Annotated in this window: 31 protein-coding genes; 1 reads left to right on the top strand and 30 read right to left on the bottom strand. The window is 65.2% G+C overall.

Annotated elements, in window-relative coordinates; all coding sequences use genetic code 11:
• Positions 1–51 precede the first annotated feature (51 nt).
• From rplO to SNOV_RS07205, 26 genes are all read right to left on the bottom strand, one after another.
• Positions 52–543, bottom strand: a complete 492-nt coding sequence (rplO, locus tag SNOV_RS07330; protein WP_013166281.1) for a 50S ribosomal protein L15 — start codon at positions 541–543, stop codon at positions 52–54.
• An 18-nt stretch (positions 544–561) separates the two neighbouring features.
• Positions 562–771: a 50S ribosomal protein L30 gene (rpmD, locus tag SNOV_RS07325; RefSeq protein WP_013166280.1), complete on the bottom strand. Its 210-nt coding sequence runs from the start codon at positions 769–771 to the stop codon at positions 562–564.
• A 26-nt stretch (positions 772–797) separates the two neighbouring features.
• Complete coding sequence (gene rpsE / locus SNOV_RS07320; RefSeq protein WP_013166279.1) at positions 798–1,349, bottom strand: 30S ribosomal protein S5; 552 nt, start codon at positions 1,347–1,349, stop codon at positions 798–800.
• Between the two features lie 40 nt (positions 1,350–1,389).
• Positions 1,390–1,752, bottom strand: a complete 363-nt coding sequence (gene rplR / locus SNOV_RS07315; protein WP_013166278.1) for a 50S ribosomal protein L18 — start codon at positions 1,750–1,752, stop codon at positions 1,390–1,392.
• A 12-nt stretch (positions 1,753–1,764) separates the two neighbouring features.
• Positions 1,765–2,298, bottom strand: a complete 534-nt coding sequence (rplF, locus tag SNOV_RS07310) for a 50S ribosomal protein L6 (protein ID WP_013166277.1) — start codon at positions 2,296–2,298, stop codon at positions 1,765–1,767.
• 20 nt (positions 2,299–2,318) lie between these two features.
• Entirely contained in the window at positions 2,319–2,717 is a 399-nt protein-coding gene (gene rpsH / locus SNOV_RS07305; protein WP_013166276.1) for a 30S ribosomal protein S8, read from the bottom strand.
• A 13-nt stretch (positions 2,718–2,730) separates the two neighbouring features.
• A complete protein-coding gene (gene rpsN, locus SNOV_RS07300) occupies positions 2,731–3,036 on the bottom strand; it encodes a 30S ribosomal protein S14 (RefSeq protein ID WP_013166275.1) in 306 nt (101 codons plus the stop codon).
• 59 nt (positions 3,037–3,095) lie between these two features.
• Positions 3,096–3,653 carry a 50S ribosomal protein L5 gene (gene rplE, locus SNOV_RS07295; RefSeq protein ID WP_013166274.1) on the bottom strand — a complete coding sequence of 186 codons (558 nt, stop codon included), beginning with the start codon at positions 3,651–3,653 and terminating at the stop codon, positions 3,096–3,098.
• Positions 3,646–3,963 carry a 50S ribosomal protein L24 gene (rplX, locus tag SNOV_RS07290; protein ID WP_013166273.1) on the bottom strand — a complete coding sequence of 106 codons (318 nt, stop codon included), beginning with the start codon at positions 3,961–3,963 and terminating at the stop codon, positions 3,646–3,648. The genes rplE and rplX overlap by 8 nt, the downstream gene beginning before the upstream one ends.
• The gene (gene rplN, locus SNOV_RS07285) at positions 3,963–4,331 is read right to left on the bottom strand and encodes a 50S ribosomal protein L14 (RefSeq protein ID WP_013166272.1); all 369 of its coding nucleotides are present in this window, start codon (positions 4,329–4,331) and stop codon (positions 3,963–3,965) included. Before rplN ends, rplX begins: the two co-directional genes overlap by 1 nt.
• A gap of 74 nt (positions 4,332–4,405) precedes the next feature.
• Entirely contained in the window at positions 4,406–4,654 is a 249-nt protein-coding gene (rpsQ, locus tag SNOV_RS07280; RefSeq protein WP_013166271.1) for a 30S ribosomal protein S17, read from the bottom strand.
• 10 nt (positions 4,655–4,664) lie between these two features.
• The gene (rpmC, locus tag SNOV_RS07275) at positions 4,665–4,874 is read right to left on the bottom strand and encodes a 50S ribosomal protein L29 (protein ID WP_013166270.1); all 210 of its coding nucleotides are present in this window, start codon (positions 4,872–4,874) and stop codon (positions 4,665–4,667) included.
• An 11-nt stretch (positions 4,875–4,885) separates the two neighbouring features.
• Positions 4,886–5,299 (bottom strand): 50S ribosomal protein L16, encoded by a 414-nt coding sequence (rplP, locus tag SNOV_RS07270; protein WP_013166269.1) that lies wholly within the window; start codon positions 5,297–5,299, stop codon positions 4,886–4,888.
• A gap of 29 nt (positions 5,300–5,328) precedes the next feature.
• Positions 5,329–6,036, bottom strand: coding sequence for a 30S ribosomal protein S3 (rpsC, locus tag SNOV_RS07265; RefSeq protein WP_013166268.1), 708 nt, complete (start codon positions 6,034–6,036; stop codon positions 5,329–5,331).
• Positions 6,036–6,416, bottom strand: a complete 381-nt coding sequence (gene rplV, locus SNOV_RS07260) for a 50S ribosomal protein L22 (protein WP_013166267.1) — start codon at positions 6,414–6,416, stop codon at positions 6,036–6,038. Before rplV ends, rpsC begins: the two co-directional genes overlap by 1 nt.
• A gap of 10 nt (positions 6,417–6,426) precedes the next feature.
• Positions 6,427–6,705 (bottom strand): 30S ribosomal protein S19, encoded by a 279-nt coding sequence (gene rpsS / locus SNOV_RS07255; RefSeq protein WP_013166266.1) that lies wholly within the window; start codon positions 6,703–6,705, stop codon positions 6,427–6,429.
• 17 nt (positions 6,706–6,722) lie between these two features.
• On the bottom strand, positions 6,723–7,556 hold the full coding sequence (gene rplB / locus SNOV_RS07250; protein WP_013166265.1) for a 50S ribosomal protein L2: 834 nt from the start codon (positions 7,554–7,556) through the stop codon (positions 6,723–6,725).
• Positions 7,557–7,578: 22 nt separating this feature from the next.
• Positions 7,579–7,875 carry a 50S ribosomal protein L23 gene (locus SNOV_RS07245; RefSeq protein WP_013166264.1) on the bottom strand — a complete coding sequence of 99 codons (297 nt, stop codon included), beginning with the start codon at positions 7,873–7,875 and terminating at the stop codon, positions 7,579–7,581.
• Positions 7,872–8,492, bottom strand: coding sequence for a 50S ribosomal protein L4 (gene rplD / locus SNOV_RS07240; RefSeq protein WP_013166263.1), 621 nt, complete (start codon positions 8,490–8,492; stop codon positions 7,872–7,874). Before rplD ends, SNOV_RS07245 begins: the two co-directional genes overlap by 4 nt.
• The gene (gene rplC, locus SNOV_RS07235) at positions 8,492–9,247 is read right to left on the bottom strand and encodes a 50S ribosomal protein L3 (RefSeq protein WP_013166262.1); all 756 of its coding nucleotides are present in this window, start codon (positions 9,245–9,247) and stop codon (positions 8,492–8,494) included. Before rplC ends, rplD begins: the two co-directional genes overlap by 1 nt.
• Positions 9,248–9,269: 22 nt before the next feature.
• On the bottom strand, positions 9,270–9,578 hold the full coding sequence (rpsJ, locus tag SNOV_RS07230; protein WP_013166261.1) for a 30S ribosomal protein S10: 309 nt from the start codon (positions 9,576–9,578) through the stop codon (positions 9,270–9,272).
• Positions 9,579–9,689: 111 nt separating this feature from the next.
• Entirely contained in the window at positions 9,690–10,880 is a 1,191-nt protein-coding gene (gene tuf, locus SNOV_RS07225) for an elongation factor Tu (protein WP_013166243.1), read from the bottom strand.
• Between the two features lie 53 nt (positions 10,881–10,933).
• Positions 10,934–13,009 (bottom strand): elongation factor G, encoded by a 2,076-nt coding sequence (fusA, locus tag SNOV_RS07220; RefSeq protein WP_013166260.1) that lies wholly within the window; start codon positions 13,007–13,009, stop codon positions 10,934–10,936.
• Positions 13,010–13,037: 28 nt separating this feature from the next.
• On the bottom strand, positions 13,038–13,508 hold the full coding sequence (gene rpsG, locus SNOV_RS07215; RefSeq protein WP_013166259.1) for a 30S ribosomal protein S7: 471 nt from the start codon (positions 13,506–13,508) through the stop codon (positions 13,038–13,040).
• Between the two features lie 11 nt (positions 13,509–13,519).
• Positions 13,520–13,891 (bottom strand): 30S ribosomal protein S12, encoded by a 372-nt coding sequence (gene rpsL / locus SNOV_RS07210; RefSeq protein ID WP_013166258.1) that lies wholly within the window; start codon positions 13,889–13,891, stop codon positions 13,520–13,522.
• A 474-nt stretch (positions 13,892–14,365) separates the two neighbouring features.
• Positions 14,366–14,851: a MarR family winged helix-turn-helix transcriptional regulator gene (locus tag SNOV_RS07205; RefSeq protein ID WP_013166257.1), complete on the bottom strand. Its 486-nt coding sequence runs from the start codon at positions 14,849–14,851 to the stop codon at positions 14,366–14,368.
• 480 nt (positions 14,852–15,331) lie between these two features.
• Between SNOV_RS07205 and SNOV_RS07200 the strand changes: the two genes are divergently transcribed.
• Positions 15,332–15,754: an organic hydroperoxide resistance protein gene (locus tag SNOV_RS07200; protein WP_013166256.1), complete on the top strand. Its 423-nt coding sequence runs from the start codon at positions 15,332–15,334 to the stop codon at positions 15,752–15,754.
• 78 nt (positions 15,755–15,832) lie between these two features.
• Here the strand turns inward: SNOV_RS07200 and SNOV_RS07195 are convergent, their stop codons facing one another.
• The 4 genes from SNOV_RS07195 to rplL form a co-directional block, all read right to left on the bottom strand.
• Positions 15,833–17,176, bottom strand: a complete 1,344-nt coding sequence (locus SNOV_RS07195) for a trypsin-like peptidase domain-containing protein (RefSeq protein WP_013166255.1) — start codon at positions 17,174–17,176, stop codon at positions 15,833–15,835.
• A gap of 259 nt (positions 17,177–17,435) precedes the next feature.
• Positions 17,436–21,626, bottom strand: coding sequence for a DNA-directed RNA polymerase subunit beta' (rpoC, locus tag SNOV_RS07190; protein WP_013166254.1), 4,191 nt, complete (start codon positions 21,624–21,626; stop codon positions 17,436–17,438).
• A 128-nt stretch (positions 21,627–21,754) separates the two neighbouring features.
• Positions 21,755–25,885: a DNA-directed RNA polymerase subunit beta gene (rpoB, locus tag SNOV_RS07185; RefSeq protein WP_013166253.1), complete on the bottom strand. Its 4,131-nt coding sequence runs from the start codon at positions 25,883–25,885 to the stop codon at positions 21,755–21,757.
• Between the two features lie 284 nt (positions 25,886–26,169).
• On the bottom strand, positions 26,170–26,553 hold the full coding sequence (rplL, locus tag SNOV_RS07180; protein WP_013166251.1) for a 50S ribosomal protein L7/L12: 384 nt from the start codon (positions 26,551–26,553) through the stop codon (positions 26,170–26,172).
• Between the last annotated feature and the right edge of the window lie 46 nt (positions 26,554–26,599).

Raw genomic sequence — 26,599 nt, 5'->3', positions numbered from 1 at the left:
GCTCCGCTCCTCGTCTGTGCCCTGATAGATACGGTAGGCCCGACTTAAGCGTCAGGCCGCCGTTTCGCCAGTGTCGGCCTTCGACGCGAGCAGCGTCACAGTGCCGCCGGCCTTCTCGACCGCCGCGACGGCGGACTTGGTGGCGTGGGCCACTTCGAGCTTGACCTTGGCCTTCAGCTCGCCGCCGCCGAGGACGCGTACGCCCGCCTTGGCGCGGCGCAGCACGCCGGCCTCGACCAGCGCTTCCTGCGTGACGGTCGCCTTGGCGTCCAGCTTGCCGGCATCCACCGCCTGCTGGATACGGCCGAGGGAGACCTCGTTCCAGTCCAGCGCAAAGATGTTGTGGAAGCCGCGCTTGGGCAGACGCCGATGGATCGGCATCTGGCCGCCTTCGAAGCCCTTGATCGCCACGCCGGTGCGCGAGGTCTGACCCTTCACGCCGCGGCCGGCGGTCTTGCCCTTGCCGGAACCGATGCCACGACCGACGCGCATCCGCTTCTTGCGGGCGCCTTCGTTGTCCTTGATCTCGTTAAGGCTGCTCATCGCCTGTCTCCTTCGCCGTCACGCTTCGACGACGCGGACGAGGTGGCGGACCTTATAGATCATGCCACGCACGGCCGGGGTGTCTTCGAGCGTCGAACGACGCCCGAGCTTGTTGAGGCCGAGGCCGATAAGCGTCGCCCGCTGCTCCTGAGGGCGGCGGATCGGGCTGCCGGTCTGCTCCACAGTGACGGTGGCCTTCGCGGCCGCCTTCTGGGTGCTCTTCGCCATGATTAGCTTCCTACCTCTCAGGCGGCTCAGTCGGTCGCTTCCGCGTCGTCGACGCGGCGGCGGGACTGGAGCTGCGACACCTTCAGGCTGCGACGGGCAGCCACGAGACGCGGGCTGTCCTGGTTCTTCAGGGCCTCGAAGGTCGCGCGGACCATGTTGTACGGGTTGGACGAGCCGAACGACTTCGCCACCACGTCCTGCATGCCGAGCGTCTCGAAGACGGCGCGCATCGGGCCGCCGGCGATGATGCCGGTACCGGCCGGGGCGGCGCGCAGGATGACTTTGCCGGCGCCGTGATGGCCGTGCACGTCATGATGCAGCGTCCGGCCCTCGCGCAGCGGCACGCGGATCAGCGCACGCTTGGCGGCTTCCGTCGCCTTGCGGATCGCCTCCGGCACCTCGCGGGCCTTGCCGTGGCCGAAGCCGACGCGGCCCTTCTGGTCGCCGACGACGACCAGCGCGGCGAAGCCGAAGCGACGGCCGCCCTTCACCACCTTCGCGACACGGTTGATGTGGACCAGCTTGTCCACGAACGTGTTGTCGCGATCCTCGCGTTCACGCTCACGTTCACGAGCCATGATCTTATCCTCGTCGTTCTGCGGGGGATCCCGCTCGTGATCAGAAGTTGAGGCCGCCCTCACGGGCGGCTTCGGCGAGCGCCTTCACGCGGCCGTGATAGATGAAGGCGCCGCGGTCGAACACCACGTCCTTCACCCCGGCCGCGACGGCACGTTCCGCCACGAGCTTGCCGATAGCCTGGGCCGCCGCGATGTCCGCGCCGGTCTTCAGGCTGCCCCGCAGGTCCTTCTCAAGCGACGAGGCGGCCGCGATGGTCACGCCGCGCGCGTCGTCGATGATCTGCGCATAGATGTGCTTCGACGAGCGATGCACCGAAAGGCGCGGCCGCCCGTTCGCCGTCGAGCGGATCGCCCGACGGACACGCGCCTTACGGCGCTCGGTAGCGTCCTGATACTGTGCCATGGTTCGGGTCCGTTACTTCTTCTTGCCTTCCTTGCGGAAGATGAATTCGCCCGCGTACTTCACGCCCTTGCCCTTATAGGGCTCCGGGCCGCGATATTCGCGGATCTCGGCGGCGACCTGACCGACCTTCTGCCGGTCGATACCGGAGACGACGATCTCGGTGGGCTTCGGCGTGACAATCTGGATCCCTTCCGGGATCGGATAGTTCACGTCGTGGCTGTAGCCGAGCGCGAGGTTCAGGGACTTGCCCTGCACCGCGGCGCGGTAGCCGACGCCGTTGATCTCCAGCTTCTTCTCGAAGCCCTTGGTGACGCCCTCGACGAGGTTCGACACCAGCGTGCGGGACATGCCCCACATCGCCTTGTGGCGGTTGGTCTCGCCGTTCAGCGAGAAGAGGATGGCGCCGCCTTCCAGCTTCACGCCGATCTCGTCGACAACCGTGACTTCCAGGGCGCCCTTGGGGCCCTTCACCTTGACCGTCTGGCCATCGACCGTGGCAGTGACGCCGGCCGGGATGGTGACGGGAGCTTTACCGATCTTGGACATGTGCTCTCTCTCCTCCCCGATCAGAAGACCGTGAAGAGGACCTCGCCGCCCACGTTCTTATCGCGGGCTTCGTGGTCCGCCATCACGCCCTGCGGCGTGGAGACGACAGCGACGCCAAGGCCGTTGGCGACGCGGGGAAGGGTCTTGACCGACGAGTAGACGCGCCGGCCAGGCTTGGAGACGCGGGAGATCTCGCGGATCACCGGCTCGCCGTCATAGTACTTGAGCTCGATCTCGAACTCGGTGCGGCCGTTGACCGGCTCGCCCGCGGTGTAACCGCGGATGAAGCCTTCGGCCGTGAGCACCTCGAGAACGCTAGCGCGCAGGCGCGAGCCAGGGGTGGTGATCTTTTCCTTGCGCCGCAGCTGAGCGTTGCGGATGCGGGTGATCAGATCGCCGATCGGATCAGTCGTGGACATGGATCGACCCTCCTCACCAGCTCGACTTGACGAGGCCAGGGATCTGGCCCTGCGAGCCGAGCTCGCGGAGCGCGATACGGCTCATCTTCAGCTTGCGATAGAACGCGCGCGGACGGCCGGTGACTTCGCACCGGTTGCGGATGCGCACCTTCGCCGAATTGCGCGGGAGCTGCGCGAGCTTGAGGACCGCAGCGAAGCGCTCCTCGATCGGCAGATCCTTGTCACTGATAAGGGCCTTGAGACGCGAACGCTTGCCGGAATAGTTCTTCGCGAGCTTCCGGCGGTGTTCGTTCTTTTCGACCGCGCTCTTCTTCGCCATATGATCTTGCTCCTAGTCTCCGCGTTTGGGGCTCCCGCCCCACGGCCGGAAGGGGATGCTTACTGACGGAACGGGAAGTTGAAGGCCTTCAGAAGCGCGCGCGCCTCTTCGTCCGTCTTCGCCGTCGTGCAGACGATGATGTCCATGCCCCACATCTGATCAACCTTGTCGTAGTTGATCTCGGGGAACACGATGTGCTCCTTGATGCCGAGCGCGTAGTTGCCGCGCCCGTCGAAGCTCTTCGGGTTGAGGCCGCGGAAGTCGCGGACACGCGGCAGGGCGATGTTCACGAGCCGATCGACGAACTCAAACATGCGCGTCTTGCGCAGCGTGACCTTGGCGCCGACCGGCTGGTTCTCGCGTAGCTTGAAGTTGGAGATCGCCTTGCGGGCCCGGGTGACGACCGGCTTCTGGCCGGCGATCAGCGCGAGGTCGCCGGCGGCGTTCTGCACCTTCTTCGTGTCGGCGGTCGCCTCGCCAACGCCCATGTTGATGACGATCTTCTCGATCGTCGGCACTTCCATGGCGTTCTTGTAGCCGAACTGCTCGATCATCTTCTGGCGGACCACGTCCTCGTAATAGGACTTCAGCCGCGGCGTGTAGCTGGTCTCAGCCATCGATCTTCTCCCCCGAGCGCTTGGCGACGCGCACCTTGGTGCCGTCCGCCTGCACAAGGAAACCGACGCGGGTCGGCTTGCCGTCCTTCGGATCGGCGATCGCGATGTTCGACAGGTCGATCGGGGCCTCCTTGGAGATGATCCCGCCTTCCTGGTTCGCGCTCTGCCGCTGGTGGCGCTTCACGAGGTTGACGCCGCGCACGCGGGCGGTTCCCTCCTTCGGCAGCACCTCGAACACCTCGCCGGAGCGGCCCTTGTCGCGGCCGGCGAGAACGACGACCTTGTCGCCCTTCTTAATCTTCGCGGCCATCAAAGCACCTCCGGCGCCAGCGAAATGATCTTCATGTGGTTCTTCGCGCGCAACTCGCGCGGAACCGGCCCGAAGATACGGGTGCCGACCGGCTCCTTGTTGTTGTTGATCAGCACGGCCGCGTTGCGGTCGAAACGGATCACCGAACCGTCGATGCGGCGGATGTCCTTGGCCGTGCGAACCACGACCGCCTTCATCACGTCGCCCTTCTTCACGCGGCCGCGCGGAATCGCTTCCTTCACCGACACCACGATGATGTCGCCGACATGGGCATACTTACGCTTGGAACCGCCAAGCACCTTGATGCACATGACGCGACGCGCACCGGAATTGTCCGCCACGTCGAGATTGGTCTGCATCTGGATCATGACGCACCTTTTTCTCGCAAAAACCGCGCGCTGCCGTCACCGGCGCGCGCCCCTCAATTCCCGTTGCCGGGCGCTCAGACTTCAGCCCGCTTCTCGCCCTGGACCACGATCCAGTTCTTGAGCTTGGACAAGGGGCGGTGCTCCTCGATCCAGACGGTGTCGCCTTCCTTCCACACATTGCCCTCGTCATGGGCATGGTACTTCTTGGAACGGCGGACGGTCTTCTTCAGCAGCGGATGGGTGAAACGGCGCTCGACCCGGACCACGACGGTCTTGTCCTGCTTGTCGCTCACCACGACGCCCTGCAGCAAACGCTTCGGCATCGTTATCTCCTCACTTCGCCTTGGCCGCGGAAGCGGCCTTCTGCGCCTGGATGGTCTTGGTCCGCGCGATATCGCGGCGGACCTGACGCACCCGCGCCGTGTTCTCGAGCTGGCCGGTCGCCTTCTGGAAGCGCAGGTTGAACTGCTCCTTCTTCAGCTTGAGCAGCTCGTCCTGAAGCTCGTCCGCGGTCTTCGTCCGAATGTCGGAAGCCTTCGTCATCGTTCCCTCCGTCACTCGGCGATGCGCTCGACGAAGCGCGTCTTGATCGGCAGCTTCGCGGCGGCGAGGGTCAGCGCCTCACGGGCGATCTCGTGGCTGACGCCATCGATCTCGAACATGATGCGGCCCGGCTTGACCTTGGCGGCCCAGAATTCCGGGGCGCCCTTGCCCTTACCCATACGGACTTCGGTCGGCTTCTTCGACACCGGCACGTCCGGGAAGACGCGGATCCACACGCGGCCCGCACGCTTCATGTGACGGGTCAGCGCGCGGCGCGCGGCTTCGATCTGACGCGCGGTAACGCGCTCCGGCTCCAGGGCCTTCAGCCCGAACTGGCCGAAATTGAGGTCAGTCCCGCCCTTCGCAGTGCCGCTGATGCGACCCTTGAACTGCTTGCGGAACTTTGTGCGCTTTGGTTGCAGCATGTCGCGCCTCTTATTCCTTGCGTCTCAACTCACGCCGCGTCGCGGCGCGAGGAGCGACCACCCGACGGCTCACCTTCCGCCTGGCGCTTGTCCTGCGCCATCGGATCGTGCTCCAGGATTTCGCCCTTGAAGATCCAGACCTTCACACCACAGGTGCCATAGGTCGTGAAGGCGGTGGCCGTACCGTAATCCACGTCCGCGCGCAAGGTGTGAAGCGGCACGCGCCCTTCACGATACCATTCGAGGCGGGCAATCTCGGCGCCGCCGAGACGGCCGGAGCAGTTGATACGGATGCCTTCCGCGCCGAGGCGCATGGCCGACTGCACGGCGCGCTTCATGGCGCGACGGAACGCCACACGGCGCTCGAGCTGCTGAGCGATCGATTCGGCGACGAGGCGCGCGTCGATTTCCGGCTTGCGGATCTCGACGATGTTGATGAAGACCTCCGAGTTGGTCATCTCGGCGACCTTCTTGCGCAGCTTGTCGATGTCGGCGCCCTTCTTGCCGATCACCACGCCCGGACGCGCCGAGTGGATGGTCACGCGGCACTTCTTGTGCGGACGCTCGATCACGATCTTCGACACCGCCGCCTGCTTGAGCAGCTTCAGCAGCATCTCGCGGATCTTGATGTCCTCGTGAAGCAGCTGGCCGTATTCGCCCTTGCCGGCGAACCAGCGCGAATCCCAGGTGCGGTTGATGCCGAGCCGCAGCCCGACCGGGTTGACCTTCTGACCCATCAGGCCTTCTCCTCGACTTCACGCACCACGATCGTGATATGCGAGAACGGCTTCTCGATGCGGCTGGCGCGACCACGGGCGCGCGCCGCGAAGCGCTTCATGACCAGGCCCTTGCCGACATGCGCCTCGGCGACGATGAGATCGTCGACGTCGAGCTCATGGTTGTTCTCGGCATTGGCGATGGCCGATTCCAGGCACTTCCTCACGTCGCCGGCGATCCGCTTGCGCGAGAATTGCAGGTCGGCGAGCGCCGCCGAGACCTTCTTGCCGCGGATGAGACCGGCGACGAGGTTGAGCTTCTGGGGGCTGACGCGGAGATTCCGCGCAACCGCCTTGGCTTCCGTATCCGCGAGCGTGCGCGGACGAGCTGCCTTACCCATGACCCTGCCCTTACTTGCGCTTGGCTTTCTTGTCCGCCGCGTGCCCGTAATAGGTACGGGTCGGGGCGAACTCGCCGAACTTGTGGCCCACCATGTCTTCGGTCACCGAGACCGGGACATGCTTGTTGCCGTTATAGACGCCGAACGTGATCCCCACGAACTGCGGGAGGATCGTGGAACGGCGGCTCCAGATCTTGATGACGTCGTGACGACCCGACGAGCGCGCGGCATCCGCCTTCTTGAGGAGGTAGCCGTCGACGAACGGACCTTTCCAGACCGATCGAGACATAGTTCAGATTCCCTCGCTCACTTCTTGCGGGCGTGCCGGCTGGACACGATGAACTTACCCGTCGACTTGTTCTTCCGGGTCTTCTTGCCCTTGGTGGGGAAGCCCCACGGGGTGACCGGATGACGGCCGCCCGAGGTGCGGCCTTCACCGCCGCCGTGCGGATGGTCGACCGGGTTCATCGTGACACCGCGGTTGTGCGGGCGACGGCCGAGCCAGCGCTTGCGGCCGGCCTTGCCGAGATTGGTGTTCATGTGGTCGGGGTTCGACACCGCGCCCACCGTGCCCATGCACTCGCCATGCACCAGACGCTGCTCACCCGAGTTGAGCCGGATGATCACGTAGCCCTGGTCGCGGCCAACGATCTGCGCATAGGAGCCAGCGGAACGGGCGATCTGGCCGCCCTTGCCGATCTTCAGCTCGATGTTGTGCACGATCGTGCCGACCGGCAGGTTGCCGAGCGGGGCCGCATTGCCGGGCTTCACGTCGACGCTCTTGGAGGCAATCACCTGGTCGCCGACCGCGAGGCGCTGCGGCGCGAGGATGTAGCTCAGCTCGCCGTCCTCATACTTGATGAGGGCGATGAAGGCGGTACGGTTCGGATCGTACTCGATCCGCTCGACGACCGCCGCCACATCGCGCTTGGTGCGCTTGAAGTCGACGAGGCGATAGGCCTGCTTATGGCCGCCGCCGCGGAAGCGGACCGTGACCCGGCCGGTGTTGTTGCGGCCGCCCGCCTCGCTCTTGCCCTCGGTCAGCGTCTTGACCGGCTTGCCCTTGTACAGGGCCGAGCGGTCGACGATGACGAGCTGGCGAAGGCTCGGCGTTACCGGCTTGAAGGTTTTGAGCGCCATGTCTCTGGTCCCTATCCCCGGCTCACAGACCCGTCGTGATGTCGATGGAGTGACCCTCGGCGAGGGTCACGACCGCCTTCTTCACGTCGCTCTGCACGCCCTTGCGGCCCTTGAAGAACTTAGTCTTCCCCTTGCGGACCAGCGTGTTGACGCTCTCGACCTTCACGTCGAAGAGCTTCTCGACCGCCTCCTTGATCTGCGGCTTGGTGGCCGACAGAGCAACCTTGAAGACGACCTTGTTGTGCTCGGACGCGGTCGTGGCCTTCTCGGTGATCACCGGGGACACGATCACGTCGTAGTGGCGCGGATCGAGACTCATTTGAAGCGGGCCTCCAGGGCGTCGACAGCCGCCTTCGTCAGCACCAGGGTCTGACGGCGCAGGATGTCGTAGACGTTGATGCCCTGGACGGGCAGCACGTCGAGATGGCCGACATTGCGCGAGGCGAGGCCGAAATTGGCGTCCACCTCGGCGCCCGAGACGACGAGCACGTTCGACAGGCCGAGACCCGCCAGGCGCTCCTTCAGCAGCTTCGTCTTCGGCTCGGCCAGCGTGGCGTCGTCGAGGACGACGATCTGCTGGTCCTTGGCCTTGGACGACAGGGCATGCTTCAGGGCGAGCGCGCGCACCTTCTTGGGAAGGTCGATCGCATGGCTGTGCTGGACCGGGGCGAAGGCCTTGGCGCCGCCCCGGAACTGCGGAGCGGAAGCCGCACCGTGGCGAGCGCCGCCGGTGCCCTTCTGCTTGTACATCTTCCGCTTGGTGCGGTTCACCTCAGAGCGCGAGAGCGTCTGGTGCGTACCGGCCTGGCGGCGGGCGAGCTGCCACACCACCATGCGGTGCAGGATGTCCTGGCGCGGCTCGAGACCGAAGATCTCGTCCGACAGGGTCACGGAGCCGGCGTCGGTGCCGTCGAGCTTTTTGACCGCGAGTTCCATCACACGTTCTCCTCAGCCGCGGCCTCGGTGGCGGGCGCGGCGTCAACCGCCGGCGCCTCGCTCGCCGGGTCCTCGGCACCCGGCAGCCGGAACTTGCCCGGCTTCGGCGCTTCGGCCGGCAGCTTCTTCTTCACCGCGTCGGCGACGATGATCCAGCCGCCCTTGTTGCCGGGAACCGCGCCCTCGACCGCGATCAGGCCGCGCTCGACGTCGGTCAGAACGACCTTGAGGTTCTGGGTGGTCACCGTCTCGGCGCCGAGATGGCCAGGCATCTTCTTGTTCTTGAAGGTCTTGCCCGGGTCCTGACGGCCGCCGGTCGAACCGATCGAACGATGCGAGATGGACACGCCGTGCGTGGCACGCAGACCGCCGAAATTATGGCGCTTCATGCCGCCGGCAAAGCCCTTGCCGATGGAGGTGCCGGTCACGTCGACGAACTGGCCGACCACGAAGTGGTCAACCGTCAGCTCAGCGCCGACCGGAATGAGGTCGCTCTCTTCGACGCGGAACTCCGCCATCTTCCGCTTCGGCTCGACCTTCGCGACAGCGAAGTGGCCGCGCAGAGCGCGGGTGGTGTTCTGCGGCTTCGCCTGACCGACGCCGAGCTGCACGGCGGTATAGCCGTTCTTCTCGACGGTCCGGTGGGCGACCACCTGGCAATTATCGACTTTCAGCACAGTGACCGGAACATGTTCACCTGCATCGTTGAAGATGCGGGTCATGCCGACCTTCTGGGCGATGACGCCTGACCGCATGGCCGTGTCCCCTCGCCTTCCCTCAGAGCTTGATCTCGACGTCGACGCCCGCGGCGAGGTCGAGCTTCATCAGCGCGTCCACCGTCTGGGGGGTCGGGTCGACTATGTCCAGCAGACGCTTATGCGTCCGCATCTCGAACTGCTCGCGCGACTTCTTGTCGACGTGCGGCGAACGGTTGACCGTGAATTTCTCGATCCGCGTCGGCAGCGGAATGGGGCCGCGAACCTGCGCGCCGGTGCGCTTCGCCGTCGACACGATCTCACGCGTCGAGGCGTCCAGGATGCGGTGATCGAACGCCTTGAGGCGGATCCGAATGTTCTGGCCGTTCATTGACTTCAGGCTCCCGGAGGGTTCGCCAAATTGGGGCTCGTAAAAGGGCTCTCACGAGCTCCACGAAATAAGGGGCGCAGGCGATCCCGCGCCCCTCGGGTCTTCTCTAGTTCACTCGATGATGGAGGCGACGACGCCGGCGCCGACGGTGCGGCCGCCCTCGCGGATGGCGAAGCGCAGCTTCTCTTCCATCGCGATCGGAACGATCAGCGCCACGTCAACCGTGATGTTGTCGCCCGGCATCACCATCTCCGTGCCTTCCGGCAGCGTCACGATGCCCGTCACGTCCGTCGTCCGGAAATAGAACTGCGGACGATAGTTGGTGAAGAACGGCGTGTGACGGCCACCCTCCTCCTTCGTCAGGATGTACGCCTCGGCCTTGAACTTGGTGTGCGGCTTCACCGAACCCGGCTTGCACACCACCTGGCCGCGCTCCACGTCCTCGCGCTTGGTGCCGCGGACGAGGATGCCGACATTGTCGCCCGCCTGGCCCTGGTCCAGCAGCTTGCGGAACATCTCGACACCGGTCACCGTCGTCTTGGTGGTCGGACGAATGCCGACGATCTCGACTTCGTCGCCCACCTTGATGATGCCGCGCTCGACGCGGCCGGTCACCACCGTGCCGCGGCCCGAGATCGAGAACACGTCCTCGATCGGCATCAGGAAGGGCTGGTCGATCGGACGCTCCGGCTGCGGGATGTAGGCGTCGACCGCTTCCATCAGCTTCAGCACCGCGTCGCGGCCGAGCTTGGGATCGCCGTTCTCAAGCGCCACCAACGCCGAGCCGCGGATGATCGGGATGTCGTCGCCGGGGAAGTCGTACTTCGACAGCAGCTCGCGAACCTCGAGCTCCACCAGCTCAAGCAGTTCCTCGTCGTCGACCATGTCGCACTTGTTGAGGAACACCACCAGCGCCGGAACGCCGACCTGGCGCGCCAGGAGGATGTGCTCGCGGGTCTGCGGCATCGGGCCGTCCGCCGCCGACACCACCAGGATCGCGCCGTCCATCTGCGCCGCGCCGGTGATCATGTTCTTCACATAGTCGGCGTGGCCGGGGCAGTCGACGTGCGCGTAGTGGCGGTTCGTCGTCTCGTACTCGACATGCGCGGTCGAGATCGTGATGCCGCGCGCCTTCTCTTCCGGCGCCTTGTCGATCTGGTCATACGCCGTGAACGTCGCGCCGCCAGACTCCGCCAAAACCTTCGTGATCGCCGCCGTCAACGACGTCTTGCCATGGTCAACATGGCCAATCGTCCCAATGTTGCAGTGAGGCTTCGAACGGTTGAACTTCTCTTTGGCCACGGGGCTCTCCGTCGGTCAGTATTCGATGTTGATTACGAATTCGCTCAAAAGACTCAGGCGTACTTCGCCTGAACCTCCTGCGCGACGTTCGACGGCACCTGCTCGTAGTGGTCGAACTGCATGGTGAAGGTCGCGCGGCCCTGGCTGAAGGACCGCAGCGTGTTGACGTAGCCGAACATGTTGGCGAGCGGCACCATCGCGTTCACGACGTTGGCGTTGCCACGCATGTCCTGGCCCTGGATCTGGCCACGGCGGGAGTTGAGATCGCCGATGACCGAACCGGTGTAGTCTTCCGGGGTGACGACCTCGACCTTCATGATCGGCTCGAGCAGCACCGGGCCGCCCTTCTGCAGGGCTTCGCGGAAGGCCGCACGCGAGGCGATTTCGAAGGCGAGCGCCGACGAGTCGACTTCGTGATAGGCACCGTCGGTCAGCGTCACCTTGACGTCGACGACGGGGAAGCCGGCCAGCACGCCCGAACCGAGCACGCTTTCCAGACCCTTGTTCACGCCGGGGATGTACTCCTTCGGCACCGCGCCGCCGATGATGGCGCTCTCGAAGGCGAAACCCTTGCCGACTTCGTTCGGCTCGACGGTGAACTTCACGCGAGCGAACTGGCCGGTACCGCCGGTCTGCTTCTTGTGGGTGTAGTCGACCTCGGTCTTGCGGGTGATCGTCTCGCGATAGGCGACCTGCGGGGCGCCGATATTGGCGTCGACCTTGTAGGTGCGCTTCAGGATGTCGACCTTGATGTCGAGGTGCAGTTCGCCCATGCCCTTCAGGATGGTCTGGCCGCTCTCGAAATCAGTCGACACGCGGAAGGACGGATCCTCGGCCGCCAGCTTGGCGAGCGCGAGACCGAGCTTCTCCTGGTCGGCCTTCGACTTCGGCTCGATGGCGATCTCGATGACGGGTTCCGGGAACTCCATCTTCTCGAGGATCACCGGCTTGGCGGGGTCGCACAGCGTGTCACCGGTGCGGACTTCCTTGAGGCCGGCGAGAGCGACGATGTCGCCCGCATAGGCTTCCTTGATGTCCTCACGGTTGTTCGCATGCATCAGCAGCATGCGGCCGACGCGCTCGCGCTTGTCGCGGGTCGAGTTGAGCAGACCCATGCCGGTCTCGAGCTTGCCCGAGTAGATGCGGCAGAAGGTGATGGTGCCGACGAAGGGGTCGTCCATGATCTTGAACGCCAGGACCGACGTCGGGTCGCCGTCCGACGGCTTGCGATCCGTCTCTTCCTCGGTGTTGAAGTCGATACCCTTGATGGCGCCACGATCGATCGGCGAGGGTAGGAAGTCGCAAACCGCGTCAAGAAGCGGCTGTACGCCCTTGTTCTTGAAGGCAGAACCGCAGAACACCGGGTTGAAGACGCGGCCGATGACGGCCTTGCGGATCAGGCTCTTGAGGGTCGCCTCGTCCGGCTCGACACCGTCGAGATAGGCCGCGAGCACGTCATCGTCGAGCTCGACGGCGGCTTCGAGCAGCTTGCCGCGATACTCGAGCGCCTGATCGGCGAGCTCGGCCGGGATCTCTTCGTCGCGATAGGTCGCGCCGAGGTCCTCGTTGTCCCAGACAACGGCCTTCATGCGGACGAGGTCGATCACGCCCTTGAAGTTGTTCTCCGAGCCGATCGGGAGCTGGCAGCACACCGGCTTGCCGTCCACGCGGTCGATGATCATCTCCACGCAGCGGAAGAAGTCCGCGCCGGTCTTGTCCATCTTGTTGACGAACACGATACGCGGCACGTTGTACTTGTCGGCCTGGCGCCACACGGTCTCGGTCTGCGGCTCGACGCCCTGGTTGCCGTCGAGCACGCACACGGCGCCGTCGAGCACGCGCAGCGAACGCTCGACTTCGATGGTGAAGTCGACGTGGCCGGGGGTGTCGATGATGTTCAGGCGCTTGCCGTGCCAGAAAGCGGTCGTCGCGGCCGACGTAATGGTAATGCCGCGCTCCTGCTCCTGGGTCATCCAGTCCATGGTGGCGGCGCCATCATGGACTTCGCCGATCTTGTGGCTCTTGCCGGTGTAATAGAGGATCCGCTCGGTCGTGGTGGTCTTGCCGGCATCGATGTGGGCCATGATGCCGAAGTTGCGGTAGTCTTCGATAGCGTGCGTGCGCGACATAATCAGATCCTCGTCCCGGCTCTCGTCATCACCAGCGGTAGTGAGAGAAGGCGCGGTTGGCTTCCGCCATGCGATGGGTGTCTTCGCGTTTCTTCACGGCAGTGCCGCGGTTGTTCGAGGCGTCCAGCAGCTCGGCCGACAGACGCTCGACCATGGTCTTCTCGTTGCGGGCACGCGCGGCGGTGATCAGCCAGCGGATCGCCAGCGCCTGACGACGCTCGGGACGCACCTCGACCGGCACCTGGTAGGTGGCACCGCCGACACGGCGGGAGCGCACCTCGATGGCCGGGCTCACATTGTCGAGCGCCTGGGTGAACACGCCGAGCGGCTCGCTCTTGGCGCGGTTCTCGACCATGTCGAGAGCGCCATAGACGATGGCTTCGGCGACCGACTTCTTGCCGTCATACATGACGGCGTTCATGAAGCGGCTCAGCACCTCGGACCCGAACTTCGGATCCGGCGTGACTTCACGGCGCTCTGCACGATGACGACGGGACATCGCTCAAATCCTCACTTCGGCCGCTTGGCGCCGTACTTCGAACGGCGCTGCTTACGATTCTTGACGCCCTGCGTATCGAGCACGCCGCGCAGGATGTGGTAGCGCACGCCCGGAAGATCCTTGACGCGGCCGCCGCGGATCATCACCACGGAGTGTTCCTGCAGGTTGTGCCCCTCGCCGGGGATGTAACCGATGACTTCGTAGCCATTGGTCAAACGAACCTTGGCGACCTTACGAAGCGCCGAGTTCGGCTTCTTCGGGGTCGTCGTATAGACGCGGGTGCAAACACCACGCTTCTGCGGGCTGGCCTGCAGCGCCGGAACCTTGTTCCGCGCCCTCTGGGCTTCCCGCGGCTTGCGGATCAGCTGGTTGATCGTCGGCACCTGTCTCGCCTTCGTCTCGCTGCGCCAGGACACGAATGCCCCGCGCTAACCCAATTTCCGCGGCCGCAACCGCATTCTTCTCTCTCGACGGGTCGGAACCTTCCGCACGAATCCGGCCTGTCGCGAACGAAAGAAGCGCCGCCAGCCAGAACCTGGCCGGGGGCGCTCAACGTTCAGAGGATCGCGCGAACGGTCGAAAACCGTTATTTTGCGCGATCATGCGCCGGATTTTAGTCGTGCCTGCGTTCCGGCAGCGTCTTGGGATTCTGTGTCCAGACAAGGCGTCCGAACGCGGTAATCCCAACCGCCTGCCGTGAAAGTAGGCGCCTTCTACGCGCCGAGTCGCCTTTCGTCAACCCCAAACCGTGCAATGACGCCAGTCACGGAGGCGTGCGGGGCGTTGCAGACGTTAGATTTCGCCGCGCCCGTCATGCGCGCAACTAAGTGACGGTCGCGGACGGCCGGTGGCGCGGATCAGGGCACCTCTATATTCCCCGGCGCCGTAGCGCCGCCCTTCTCCGCCCGCGTGGCGGCGAAGGACCGGCGAATCCCCGTCAGCTCGTCACGCAATTGCAGGAGACCGGGCAGGTCCCGGCCGGAGGCGCAGAGAATCGCGTCGGGAATCGCCTCCGCCTTCTCCCGCAACGTCCGGCCGGAATCGGTCAGGCTGACGATGAGCTGGCGCTCATTATCGGGATTGCGCCGGCGTCCGATTAGCCCCAGCAACTCCAGCCGCTTGAGCAGCGGGGTGAGCGTGCTCGAATCCAGCAGCATGCGCTCGGCGAGCCCCCCGACCGTCTCGTCGCCCTCCTCCCACAGCACCAGCATGACGAGGTACTGCGGATAGGTGAGGCCGAGCGGCTCCAGCAGCGGGCGATAGCTGCGCATCACCGCATGCGCCGCGGAATAGAGCGCGAAGCAGAACTGGCTTTCGAGCTTGAGTATGTCGGTGCTGCTCATAGTGGCCTCTCGCTGCTTCCTTCTCGGTCATCCCAGCGCACCATCATCCCGAGGTGCGGTTCCGGACGTGATCCGGGCGAGCCTCAGAGCCTGCCCCAGCAATTCGCGACCGGGATGCTTGGATCTTCGTCATGGCCGGGCTTGGCCCGGCCATCCACGCCTTCGGTTCAGTTCGCGCCGGGCAAGTCGTGGATCCCCGGGCCAAGCCCGGGGATGACGGTCCAAAGGCGGCATCCCCGGGCCGAAAAGCCATTACACGTCAGACGCTAAGAATAAGGTTCAGAAGTCGGACTGTGCCCTACGCGAACCGGAGTCAGCTTCCGGTTCATCCCAACCATCGCTGGTTACATAATAGTTAGCGCGATAATTTTTCGCTAGACACCCGTTCGCCGCCCGACTATTACGATTTACATCGCGCACGATATTTTATCGCGGACGAATTTCCGGGCGCCTTGTCGCCCTCAAATGGGAGTGCTGACCATGAAGGTTCTCTACAAGACGCAGGCCACGGCCACCGGCGGGCGCACCGGCTCCGCCGCCACCTATGACGGCGCGCTGAAGGTCGACCTCGTGACCCCGAAGGAGCTCGGCGGGCCGGGCGGCGTGGGCAACAATCCCGAGCAGCTCTTCGCCGCCGGCTATTCCGCCTGCTTCCTCGGCGCGATCAAGTTCGTGGCCAGCCAGCAGAAGATCAAGGTATCCGACGAGAGCACCGTCACCGCCGATGTCGGCATCGGCCCGCGCGACGACGGCCAGGGCTTCGGCCTGGACGTGGCACTGACGATCAAGCTGCCGGGCGTCGAGCGCACGGTCGCCGAGGACCTGGTGCAGCGCGCCCATATCGTCTGCCCCTATTCGCACGCGACCAAGGGCAGCCTCGACGTGCGCCTCACCGTCGCCTGACGTCGCCTTCTCGGCAGAAAACATAAGGGCCGCTCCAGAAGGAGCGGCCTTTCTCATGTTTGAGGTCGTATCAGTTTGTCAGCGTTCCTCTTCGAGCGGCAGCAGGATGCGCGCCTCGCCCCGCCGCACGGCCAGGACCACATCCTCATCGCCGGGCCCGCTCGATGCCAAAGCCGCAAGGTCGTCGATGGGGCGCGTGTTGATGCCAACCAATATGTCGCCGACCGCCAGCCCACTGGCGGCCGTCTGCTTCTCGTCGCTGTAGAAACCGGCAATGCTGGGCTCCAGATCGACCACCACCACACCCTTGGCGCCGGCCTCCGGCCTCGGAGCGAAGACGGCGCCGAAGCGGTTCAGCCGGTTCTTAGGCTTGCCGTCGAGCGCGACTTTCATCTCGCGGCGGCCGCGGTCGCGCATCACCGTCAGCTTCACCTCCCGCTTGGTGTCGGAGATGCTGACTGCGTTGCGGAACTGGCTGGCGCGACGCGCCGGCCGGCCGTCGATCTCGACGATGATGTCGCCGGTCTTCAGCCCCGCCCTGTCGGCGGCAAGCCCAATGCGCACCGCAGTCACGAGGATGCCCGCCGGCGGACCGAGTTCGAGCGCACGCGCGATGGACGGCGTTAGCGAGCGCACCTCGGCGCCGACCGCCGGGCGCGAGACCTCGCCGGCGTCCGCAAGCTGGCGCGCGATGCGCAGCGCGAGGCCGGAGGGGATCGCGTAGTTGATTCCGGTCTCGTCGTTCAGATCGTCGAGATAGGACGCATTGGTGATGCCGACCACGTGACCCCGGGCGTCGATCAACGCGCCGCCGGATGAACCCGGATTGATGCGAGCATCGGTCTGGATCAGTTCCTCATAGGCCTGCCCGCTGCTGCGGCCGAGGCCGCTGACGATGCCCATGCTGATGGTCTGTTCGAGACCGAACGGGTAGCCGGCACTGAGGACCAGATCGCCGACCTCCAGCCCGTCCTCGGTGTCCAGCGTCGCGGCGGGGAGACGATCCGGCGGTATCTCGATCAGCGCGAGGTCGGTCGCCGGATCGACGCCCCGGATGCGGCCGCGAAACAGCCGGCCATCGGGAAGCTCGACGGCAACCGACGACACGCCCTCGATGACATGGTTGTTGGTCAGCAGCAGCCCTTTCGCCGCATCGAAAATCACCCCCGAACCGGAACCGTCATACGCGCGTGGCCCCGGCCTGGACGATCGCGTGCCCTGGCGCTCGACGACGGCGAGGGGCGGCGCCGGCTCACCGATATCAACCAGCACCCGGACCACGGCGGGCAGCACCGGCGCCAGCACGGCGCGATAGCTGGACACTTTCGGCGGCTCCGACCGGGCGGACGACGCCCACATCCCACTGACCGCCAGCGCGGCAAGCATGGCCGCCGCATGAAAACCCTGCTTACACATGCGCATCCCGTCAGCTCCGGACACCTGAAACGGCCGAAACTCCCGATGCCGCCGCGCAGCATTCCCAATTCTGAGGCACGAGGCGGTCCACCCCCACGCGGAACCTCGCACCACTGAGAATGCGCTCAATCGTGCAAGTTGCAACCGATTATGCGTCAACCCGCCATTACCCTCCCCACGCCGGCCCCGCCGAACGAAAAAGGCCGCCCTCACGGGCGGCCTCTTCCACTTTCGAAGATGCGAGATTCGAGAATGCCGGAGCCGATCACTCGGCGGCGGCGGGACCTTCGATCTGCGGCGCGTTGCTGGCGCCGTTGTCCTGCTCGTTCTGCGCGGCGATGAGATCGTCGCGCGTCGTAGCAGTGACGCGGAGCTTCGACATCTGCGCGCCGGTGCCCGCCGGGATGAGGCGGCCGACGATGACGTTCTCCTTGAGGCCGGCGAGGTCGTCGGACTTGCCGTTGACCGCCGCCTCGGTGAGCACGCGGGTCGTCTCCTGGAAGGAGGCGGCCGAGATGAAGGAGCGCGTCTGCAGGCTCGCCTTGGTGATGCCGAGCAGCACCGGGTGGCCGGCCGCAGGCTTCTTGCCCTCGGCGATGAGCACCTCGTTCAGCTCGTTCAACTCCGAAGCGTCGATTTGCTCGTTGGTGAGCAGGTCGCTGTCGCCGGCGTCGTCGATCTCCACCTTCTGCAGCATCTGGCGGACGATCACCTCGATGTGCTTGTCGTTGATGAGCACGCCCTGCAGCCGGTAGACCTCCTGGATCTCGTTGACCAGATAGGCGGCGAGTTCCTCGACGCCCTTGATCGCCAAGATGTCGTGCGGCGCCGGGTTGCCGTCGACGATGAAGTCGCCCTTCTCGACGAGGTCGCCATCCTGCAGGTGGATGTGCTTGCCCTTCGGGATCAGGTACTCGACCGTGTCGTCGGTCGAGTCCTGCGGCTCGATGGAGAGGCGGCGCTTGTTCTTGTAGTCCTTGCCGAAGCGGATCGTGCCGGAGATCTCGGCGATGATCGCCGCGTCCTTCGGACGACGAGCCTCGAACAGCTCCGCCACGCGCGGCAGACCGCCCGTGATGTCGCGGGTCTTGGCGCTTTCCATCGGCACGCGGGCAAGCACGTCGCCGGCCTTGATGTGCGAACCCGGATCGGCCGAGAGGATCGCATCGACCGGCAGCGTGTAGCGGGCGTCGCCGCCGCGCTGCAGCTTCAGCACCTTGCCGTCCGGCCCCTTCACCACCAGCGAGGGACGCAGCTCAGAGCCGCGACCGGTGCGCCAGTCGGTAACGACGCGCTTGGCGATGCCGGTCGATTCATCGACCGTCTCGCTCAGCGAGGCGCCTTCCACCAGGTCCTCGTAGCCCACCGTACCCTCGACCTCGGTGAGGATCGGGCGGGTGTAAGGGTCCCACTCGGCGATGCGCTGGCCGCGCTTGATCGCGTCGCCCTCGTCCACCTTCAGCTTGGCGCCGAACTGGATGCGGTGCGCCGCCTTCTCCGAGCCGTCATGATCGACGATCAGGACGGAGAGGTTGCGGCTCATCGCGATCAGCTCGCCTTCCGAGTTCCGCACCACGTTGCGGTTGCGGATCTTCACCGTGCCCTCGAAGGAGGCCTCGATGAAGGACTGCTCGGAGAGCTGCGCCGCGCCACCGATGTGGAAGGTGCGCATCGTGAGCTGGGTGCCCGGCTCCCCGATCGACTGCGCCGCGATGACGCCGACCGCCTCGCCGATGTTCACCGGCGTGCCGCGCGCGAGGTCGCGGCCATAGCAGGTGCCGCAGACGCCGTTCTTGGCCTCGCAGGTGAGCACGGAGCGGATCTTGATCTCCTGCACGCCCGCCTTGCTGATGCGCTCGACATCGGCCTCGTCGATCATGTGGCCGGCCGGGATCAGCACGTTGCCCGTGCCGCCCTCGATCACGTCCTCCGCCGTGGTGCGGCCGAGCACGCGCGAGCCCAGCGTCGCGACGATCTGGCCGGCGTCGACGATGGCGCGCATGGCGATGCCGTTGTCGGTGCCGCAATCGCGGATCGTGATGATGCTGTCCTGCGCCACGTCGACCAGACGGCGGGTGAGGTAGCCCGAGTTCGCGGTCTTCAGCGCGGTGTCCGCGAGGCCCTTACGAGCGCCGTGGGTCGAGTTAAAGTATTCGAGAACCGAGAGGCCTTCCTTGAAGTTCGAGATGATCGGCGTCTCGATGATCTCGCCCGAAGGCTTGGCCATCAGGCCGCGCATGGCCGCCAGCTGGCGCATCTGCTCGCGCGAGCCGCGCGCGCCGGAATGCGCCATCATGTAGATCGAGTTGATCGGCTTAGCCCGGCCCGTCTTGGGGTCGGTCTTCACCGCCGAAATCTCGGCCATCATCTCGTCGGCCAGGCGCGCGGAGCACTTGCCCCAGGCGTCGACGACCTTGTTGTACTTCTCGCCCTGGGTGATCAGGCCGTCATTGTACTGCTGCTCGTACTCCTTGGTGAGCGCACGGGTCTCCTCGACCATGTCCCACTTCTTGGAGGGCACCACCATGTCGTCCTTGCCGAACGAGATGCCGGCGCGGAAGGCGTTGTGGAAGCCGAGCGACATGATCCGGTCGCAGAAGATGACCGTCTCCTTCTGACCGCAGTGGCGGTAGACGGTGTCGATCATGTTCGAGATTTCCTTCTTGGTCATCAGCTTGTTGACGACGTCGAAGGTGATCTTGGAACTGCGCGGTAGCAGCTCGCCGAGCTTCATGCGGCCCGGCGTGGTCTCGTAGATCTTGGAGACCTCGTTGCCGTTCTCGTCCACGCCGATGTACCGCCCGCGCACCTTGGTGTGCAGGGTGATGACCTTGTTGCCGAGGGCGTGGTCGATCTCGCCCATGTTCGCGAACGCCATGCCCTCGCCGGGCTCGTTGTCGCGCATCATGGTGAGGTAGTAGAGGCCGAGCACGATGTCCTGCGACGGCACGATGATCGGCGCGCCGTTCGCCGGGTGCAGGATGTTGTTGGTCGACATCATCAGCACACGGGCTTCGAGCTGCGCCTCGATGGACAGCGGCACGTGAACCGCCATCTGGTCGCCGTCGAAGTCGGCGTTGAAGGCGGCGCAGACCAGCGGGTGAAGCTGGATCGCCTTGCCCTCGATCAGCACCGGCTCGAACGCCTGGATGCCCAGGCGGTGCAGCGTCGGGGCGCGGTTCAGCATCACCGGATGCTCGCGGATCACCTCGTCGAGGATGTCCCACACCTCGGGACGCTCCTTCTCGACGAGCTTCTTCGCCTGCTTCACGGTGGCGGACAGGCCCTTGGCGTCGAGGCGCGAATAGATGAAGGGCTTGAACAGCTCCAGCGCCATCTTCTTAGGCAGGCCGCACTGGTGCAGCTTCAGCTCGGGACCGACGACGATCACCGAACGGCCGGAATAGTCGACGCGCTTGCCGAGCAGGTTCTGGCGGAACCGGCCCTGCTTGCCCTTCAGCATGTCGGCGAGCGACTTCAGCGGGCGCTTGTTGGCGCCCGTGATGACGCGGCCGCGACGGCCGTTGTCGAACAGCGCATCGACCGCTTCCTGAAGCATGCGCTTCTCGTTGCGGATGATGATGTCCGGCGCCTTCAGCTCGATCAGTCGCTTCAGGCGATTGTTGCGGTTGATGACGCGGCGGTACAGGTCGTTGAGGTCGGAGGTCGCGAAGCGGCCGCCATCCAGCGGGACGAGCGGGCGCAGGTCCGGCGGGATCACCGGGACATGCGTCAGGATCATCCACTCCGGCTTGTTGCCGGACTCCTGGAAGGCCTCGACGATCTTCAGGCGCTTGGCGAGCTTCTTAGGCTTGAGCTCTGTGGTCGCCTCGGCGATCTCCTTGCGCAGGTTGCCGGCGATCTTCTCGAGGTCCATGCCGCGCAGCAGCTCGCGGATCGCCTCAGCGCCGATCAGCGCGGTGAACGAATCCTCGCCATACTCTTCCTGGGCGCGCAGATAGTCCTCTTCCGAGAGGAGCTGACGTTCCTTCAGCGGGGTGAGGCCCGGCTCGATGACGCAGTAGTACTCGAAGTACAGGATGCGCTCGAGGTCCTTGAGCGTCATGTCGAGCAGCAGGCCGATGCGGCTCGGCAGCGACTTCAAGAACCAGATGTGCGCGACGGGGGCGGCGAGCTCGATGTGGCCCATGCGCTCGCGGCGCACGCGCGACAGCGTGACCTCGACGCCGCACTTCTCGCAGATGATGCCCTTGTACTTCATGCGCTTGTACTTGCCGCACAAGCACTCGTAGTCCTTGATCGGGCCGAAGATGCGCGCGCAGAACAGACCGTCACGCTCGGGCTTGAACGTGCGGTAGTTGATGGTCTCCGGCTTCTTGATCTCACCGAAGGACCACGACAGGATCTTTTCCGGACTCGCGATCGAGATCTTGATCTGATCGAAAGTCGGCGCCGGCGCCGCCGGGTTGAAGAGATTCATGACCTCTTGATTCATCGCCGTCTCCTTCGGCTGGACCCTGCCACCGCCGCCGCGGGTAGTCGGGGTCACTGAAAAGTCTGTCTATCGCGCGAACGAAGGGCGCGGGCACCACCCTGAAGGGGCGCCCGCGCGGGGTTCGTCGGTCACTCGGCCGCCGGCAGGCTCTCGCCCGGGGTCGGCACCGGAGCGTGGGTCTTGGAGTTCATCAGCTCGACGTTCAGGCCGAGCGAACGCATCTCCTTCACGAGAACGTTGAAGCTCTCGGGAATGCCCGCCTCAAAGGTGTCGTCGCCGCGCACGATGGCCTCGTAGACCTTGGTGCGGCCCGCCACGTCGTCCGACTTGACGGTAAGCATCTCCTGCAGCGTGTAGGCCGCGCCGTATGCCTCGAGCGCCCACACCTCCATTTCGCCGAAGCGCTGGCCGCCGAACTGCGCCTTGCCGCCCAGCGGCTGCTGAGTGACGAGCGAGTACGGACCGATCGAGCGAGCATGGATCTTGTCGTCGACAAGGTGATGCAGCTTCAGCATGTAGATGTAGCCGACGGTGACCTTACGGTCGAACTGCTCGCCGGTACGGCCATCGAACAGCGTCGACTGCGCTGAACTGTCGAGGCCCGCCAGTTCCAGCATGTGCTCGATGTCCGCCTCGCGGGCGCCGTCGAACACCGGCGTGGCGATCGGCACGCCGCGGCGCAGGTTCGATCCGAGCTCGACCAGACCGTCCTCGTCGAGCGAGGCGATGGTCTCGTCCTTGCCGTAGATCTTGCCGAACGCGTCCTTCAGCGGCGCGACGTCGTTGGTCTGCCGGTAGCTCTCGATGGCACGGTCGATGACCCTGCCGAGACCCGCGCAGGCCCAACCCAGATGCGTCTCCAGGATCTGGCCGACGTTCATGCGCGAAGGCACGCCGAGCGGGTTGAGCACCATGTCGACCGGGGTGCCGTCCTCAAGGAACGGCATGTCCTCGACCGGGACGATGCGCGAGACCACGCCCTTGTTGCCGTGCCGGCCGGCCATCTTGTCGCCCGGCTGGATCTTGCGCTTCACGGCGATGAAGACCTTGACCATCTTCATCACGCCGGGCGGCAGCTCGTCGCCGCGCTGCAGCTTCTCGACCTTGTCGAGGAAGCGCTGCTCCAGACGCTTCTTGGACTCGTCGTACTGGTTGCGGATCGCCTCCAGCTCGCCCATCAGCTGATCGTCGGCAACCGCGAACTGCCACCACTGGCTGCGCGGATACTCGGCGAGCACCGAACGGGTGATGGCGGTGTCCTTCTTGAAGCCCTTCGGACCGGCGACGCCGGTCTTGCCGTCGAGCATCTCGGCGAGACGGCCGAAGACGTTGCGGTCGAGGATCGCCTGCTCGTCGTCGCGGTCCTTGGCGAGACGCTCGATCTCCTCGCGCTCGATCGCCTGGGCGCGCTCGTCCTTGTCGACGCCATGGCGGTTGAACACGCGGACCTCGACGACCGTGCCGGTGACACCCGGGGGAACGCGCAGCGAGGTATCGCGGACGTCGGCCGCCTTCTCGCCGAAGATGGCGCGAAGCAGCTTCTCCTCGGGGGTCATCGGGCTCTCACCCTTCGGCGTGATCTTGCCGCAGAGGATGTCGCCCGCCTGCACTTCCGCGCCGATATAGACGATGCCGGCTTCGTCGAGGTTCTTCAGCGCCTCTTCCGACACGTTCGGAATGTCGCGCGTGATTTCCTCCGGACCCAGCTTGGTGTCGCGGGCCATCACCTCGAATTCCTCGATGTGGATCGAGGAGAAGACGTCGCCCTTGGAGATGTTCTCCGACAGAAGGATCGAGTCTTCGAAGTTGTAGCCGTTCCACGGCATGAAGGCGACGAGGATGTTCCGGCCGAGCGCCAGGTCGCCGAGATCGGTCGAGGGACCGTCGGCGATGATGTCGCCCTTCTTCACCCGGTCGCCCACGCGCACCAGCGGACGCTGGTTGATGCAGGTCGACTGGTTGGAGCGCTGGAACTTCTGCAGCCGGTAGATGTCGACGCCCGACTTCGACGGATCGTTCTCTTCCGTCGCGCGGATGACGATACGGGTGGCGTCCACCTGGTCAATGATGCCGGTGCGGCGCGCCGCGATGGCGGCACCCGAGTCACGGGCGACCACCGACTCCATGCCGGTGCCGACGAAAGGCGCATCGGCGCGAACCAGCGGCACCGCCTGGCGCTGCATGTTCGAGCCCATCAGCGCGCGGTTCGCGTCGTCGTTCTCAAGGAACGGGATGAGCGCGGCCGCGACCGAGACGAGCTGCTTCGGCGACACGTCCATGAAGTCCACGCGGTCCGGCGTCACCAGGAGCACGTCGCCGGCGTGACGGCAGACGATCAGGTCCTCGGTGAAGCGGCCTTCCGCGTCGAGCGGGATGTTGGCCTGCGCGACGTAGTACTTCCCCTCCTCCATAGCGGAGAGATAGACCACCTCGTCCTGGACCTGGCTGTCCTTGACGCGCCGGTAGGGCGCCTCGATGAAGCCGTACTTGTTCACGCGGGCGAAGGTCGCCAGCGAGTTGATCAGGCCGATGTTCGGGCCTTCCGGCGTCTCGATCGGGCAGATGCGGCCATAGTGGGTCGGGTGCACGTCGCGCACCTCGAAGCCCGCACGCTCGCGCGTCAGACCACCCGGGCCAAGCGCCGAGAGGCGGCGCTTGTGGGTGATCTCGGAGAGCGGGTTGGTCTGGTCCATGAACTGCGAGAGCTGCGACGAGCCGAAGAACTCGCGCACCGCCGCCGCCACCGGCTTCGCATTGATCAGGTCCTGCGGCATCACGGTGTCGATGTCGACGGACGACATGCGCTCCTTGATGGCGCGCTCCATGCGCAGCAGGCCGACGCGGTACTGGTTCTCCATCAGCTCGCCGACGGAGCGCACGCGGCGGTTGCCGAGATGGTCGATGTCGTCGATCTCGCCCTTGCCGTCGCGCAGCTCGACCAGCGTCTTGATGACCGCGAGGATGTCCTCGCGGCGCAGCACGCGCACCGTGTCCTCGGCGTCGAGGTCGAGGCGCATGTTCATCTTCACGCGGCCGACGGCCGAGAGGTCGTAGCGCTCGGAGTCGAAGAACAACGAGTGGAACATCGCCTGCGCGGAATCGAGCGTCGGCGGCTCGCCCGGGCGCATGACCCGGTAGATGTCGAACAGCGCGTCCTCACGGGTGAGGTTCTTGTCGATCGCCAGCGTGTTGCGGATGTAGGCGCCAACGTTCACATGGTCGATGTCGAGGATCGGGAGCTCGTCATAGCCGAGCTCCGCGAGCTGCTTGAGCATCTTCTCGGTGACTTCCTCGCCGGCCTCGACATAAATCTCGCCGGTCGACGGGTTCACCAGGTCCTCGGCCACGTACTGACCGACCATCTCCTCGTCGGAGATCTTGAGCGCCTTGAGGCCCTTCTCGGCGAGCTGGCGGGCCTGGCGGACCGTCACCTTCTTGCCGGCCTCGATCACGACTTCGCCGGTATCGGCGTCGACGAGATCGGCCACGGCCTTGTAGCCCTTCATCCGCTTGGGATCGAACGGCATGCGCCAGCCGTCCTTCGTGCGGGTGAAGGCGATGGTCTCGTAGAAGGTGTTGAGAATCTCCTCGCCGTCGAGGCCGAGGGCGAAGAGCAGGCTCGTCACCGGAATCTTGCGGCGGCGGTCGATACGCGCATAGACGATGTCCTTGGCGTCGAACTCGATGTCGAGCCAGGAACCGCGATACGGGATGATGCGGGCGGCGAAGAGCAGCTTGCCGCTAGAGTGGGTCTTGCCCTTGTCGTGGTCGAAGAACACGCCCGGGGAGCGGTGCATCTGGGACACGATGACTCGCTCGGTGCCGTTCACGATGAACGTACCGTTCGAGGTCATCAGCGGGATGTCGCCCATGTAGACGTCCTGCTCCTTGATGTCCTTGACGGACTTGGAGCCGGTATCCGGGTCGACATCGAACACGATCAGGCGCAGCGTCACCTTGAGCGGCGCGGCGAAGGTCATGCCACGCTGCCGGCACTCGTCCACGTCATATTTCGGCGGTTCGAACTCGTAGCGGACGAATTCGAGCATGGCAGCGCCCGAAAAGTCCGAAATCGGGAAAACCGACTTGAAAACCGCCTGAATGCCGTCGTCCGCGCGACCGCCCTTCGGCTCGTCGATCTGCAGGAACTGGTCGTAGGACGCCTTCTGAACCTCGATGAGGTTCGGCATCTCGGCCACTTCCGTGATCTTGCCGAAGAACTTGCGGACCCGCTTACGACCGGTGAACGTCTGCGCCATGTCGCTCCTCGCTCCGTCCGAGTACCCGTCCGCGCGCTCCACGACCCGGCGGGAATATCCCGCCCTATTCCGTGGAGGCGCATGATCGCGGAACAATCGGTCAAGGATGCGGCACCAAGGTGCCAGCCCTCCGACCATTCCGCGTCCGACGGCTCGCCGGACGATCCCTCTCGGACCGTCGGGGAAGCCGTCGGGGCTTCCCTGCACTTCTCGAAATCCGCCTTCGGCACGCAACCGAAGGCTGAGGCCGCCGGCGAACCGGCGGCCTCCTCATGATCAGATGATCACTTGAGCTCGACCTTGGCGCCGGCCTTCTCGACCTGGGCCTTGATCTTCTCGGCCTCGTCCTTGGACACGCCTTCCTTGATCGGCTTGGGCGCGGCCTCGACGAGGTCCTTGGCTTCCTTGAGGCCCAGGCCGGTGATGGCGCGGACTTCCTTGATGACTTCGATCTTCTTGTCGCCGGCCGAGGCCAGGACGACAGTGAACTCGGTCTGCTCTTCGGCAGCCGGAGCAGCAGCGCCGCCAGCGGCGCCCGGAGCGGCGGCGACGGCCACGGCGGCCGCGGCGGAGACGCCCCACTTCTCTTCGAGGAGCTTCGCGAGCTCGGCAGCCTCGAGAACGGTCAGGTTGGAAAGCTCGTCAACGAGCTTCGACAGATCAGCCATTTTGCTTAAGTCCTTGGATTTCGGTTCGAACCAGTATTACCGGGAA

It is taken from the genome of Ancylobacter novellus DSM 506 (assembly GCF_000092925.1).
Classification (GTDB): domain Bacteria; phylum Pseudomonadota; class Alphaproteobacteria; order Rhizobiales; family Xanthobacteraceae; genus Ancylobacter; species Ancylobacter novellus.
The sequence above is the reverse complement of the archived record's forward strand: the minus strand, read 5'-3'. Positions and strand labels throughout refer to the sequence as shown.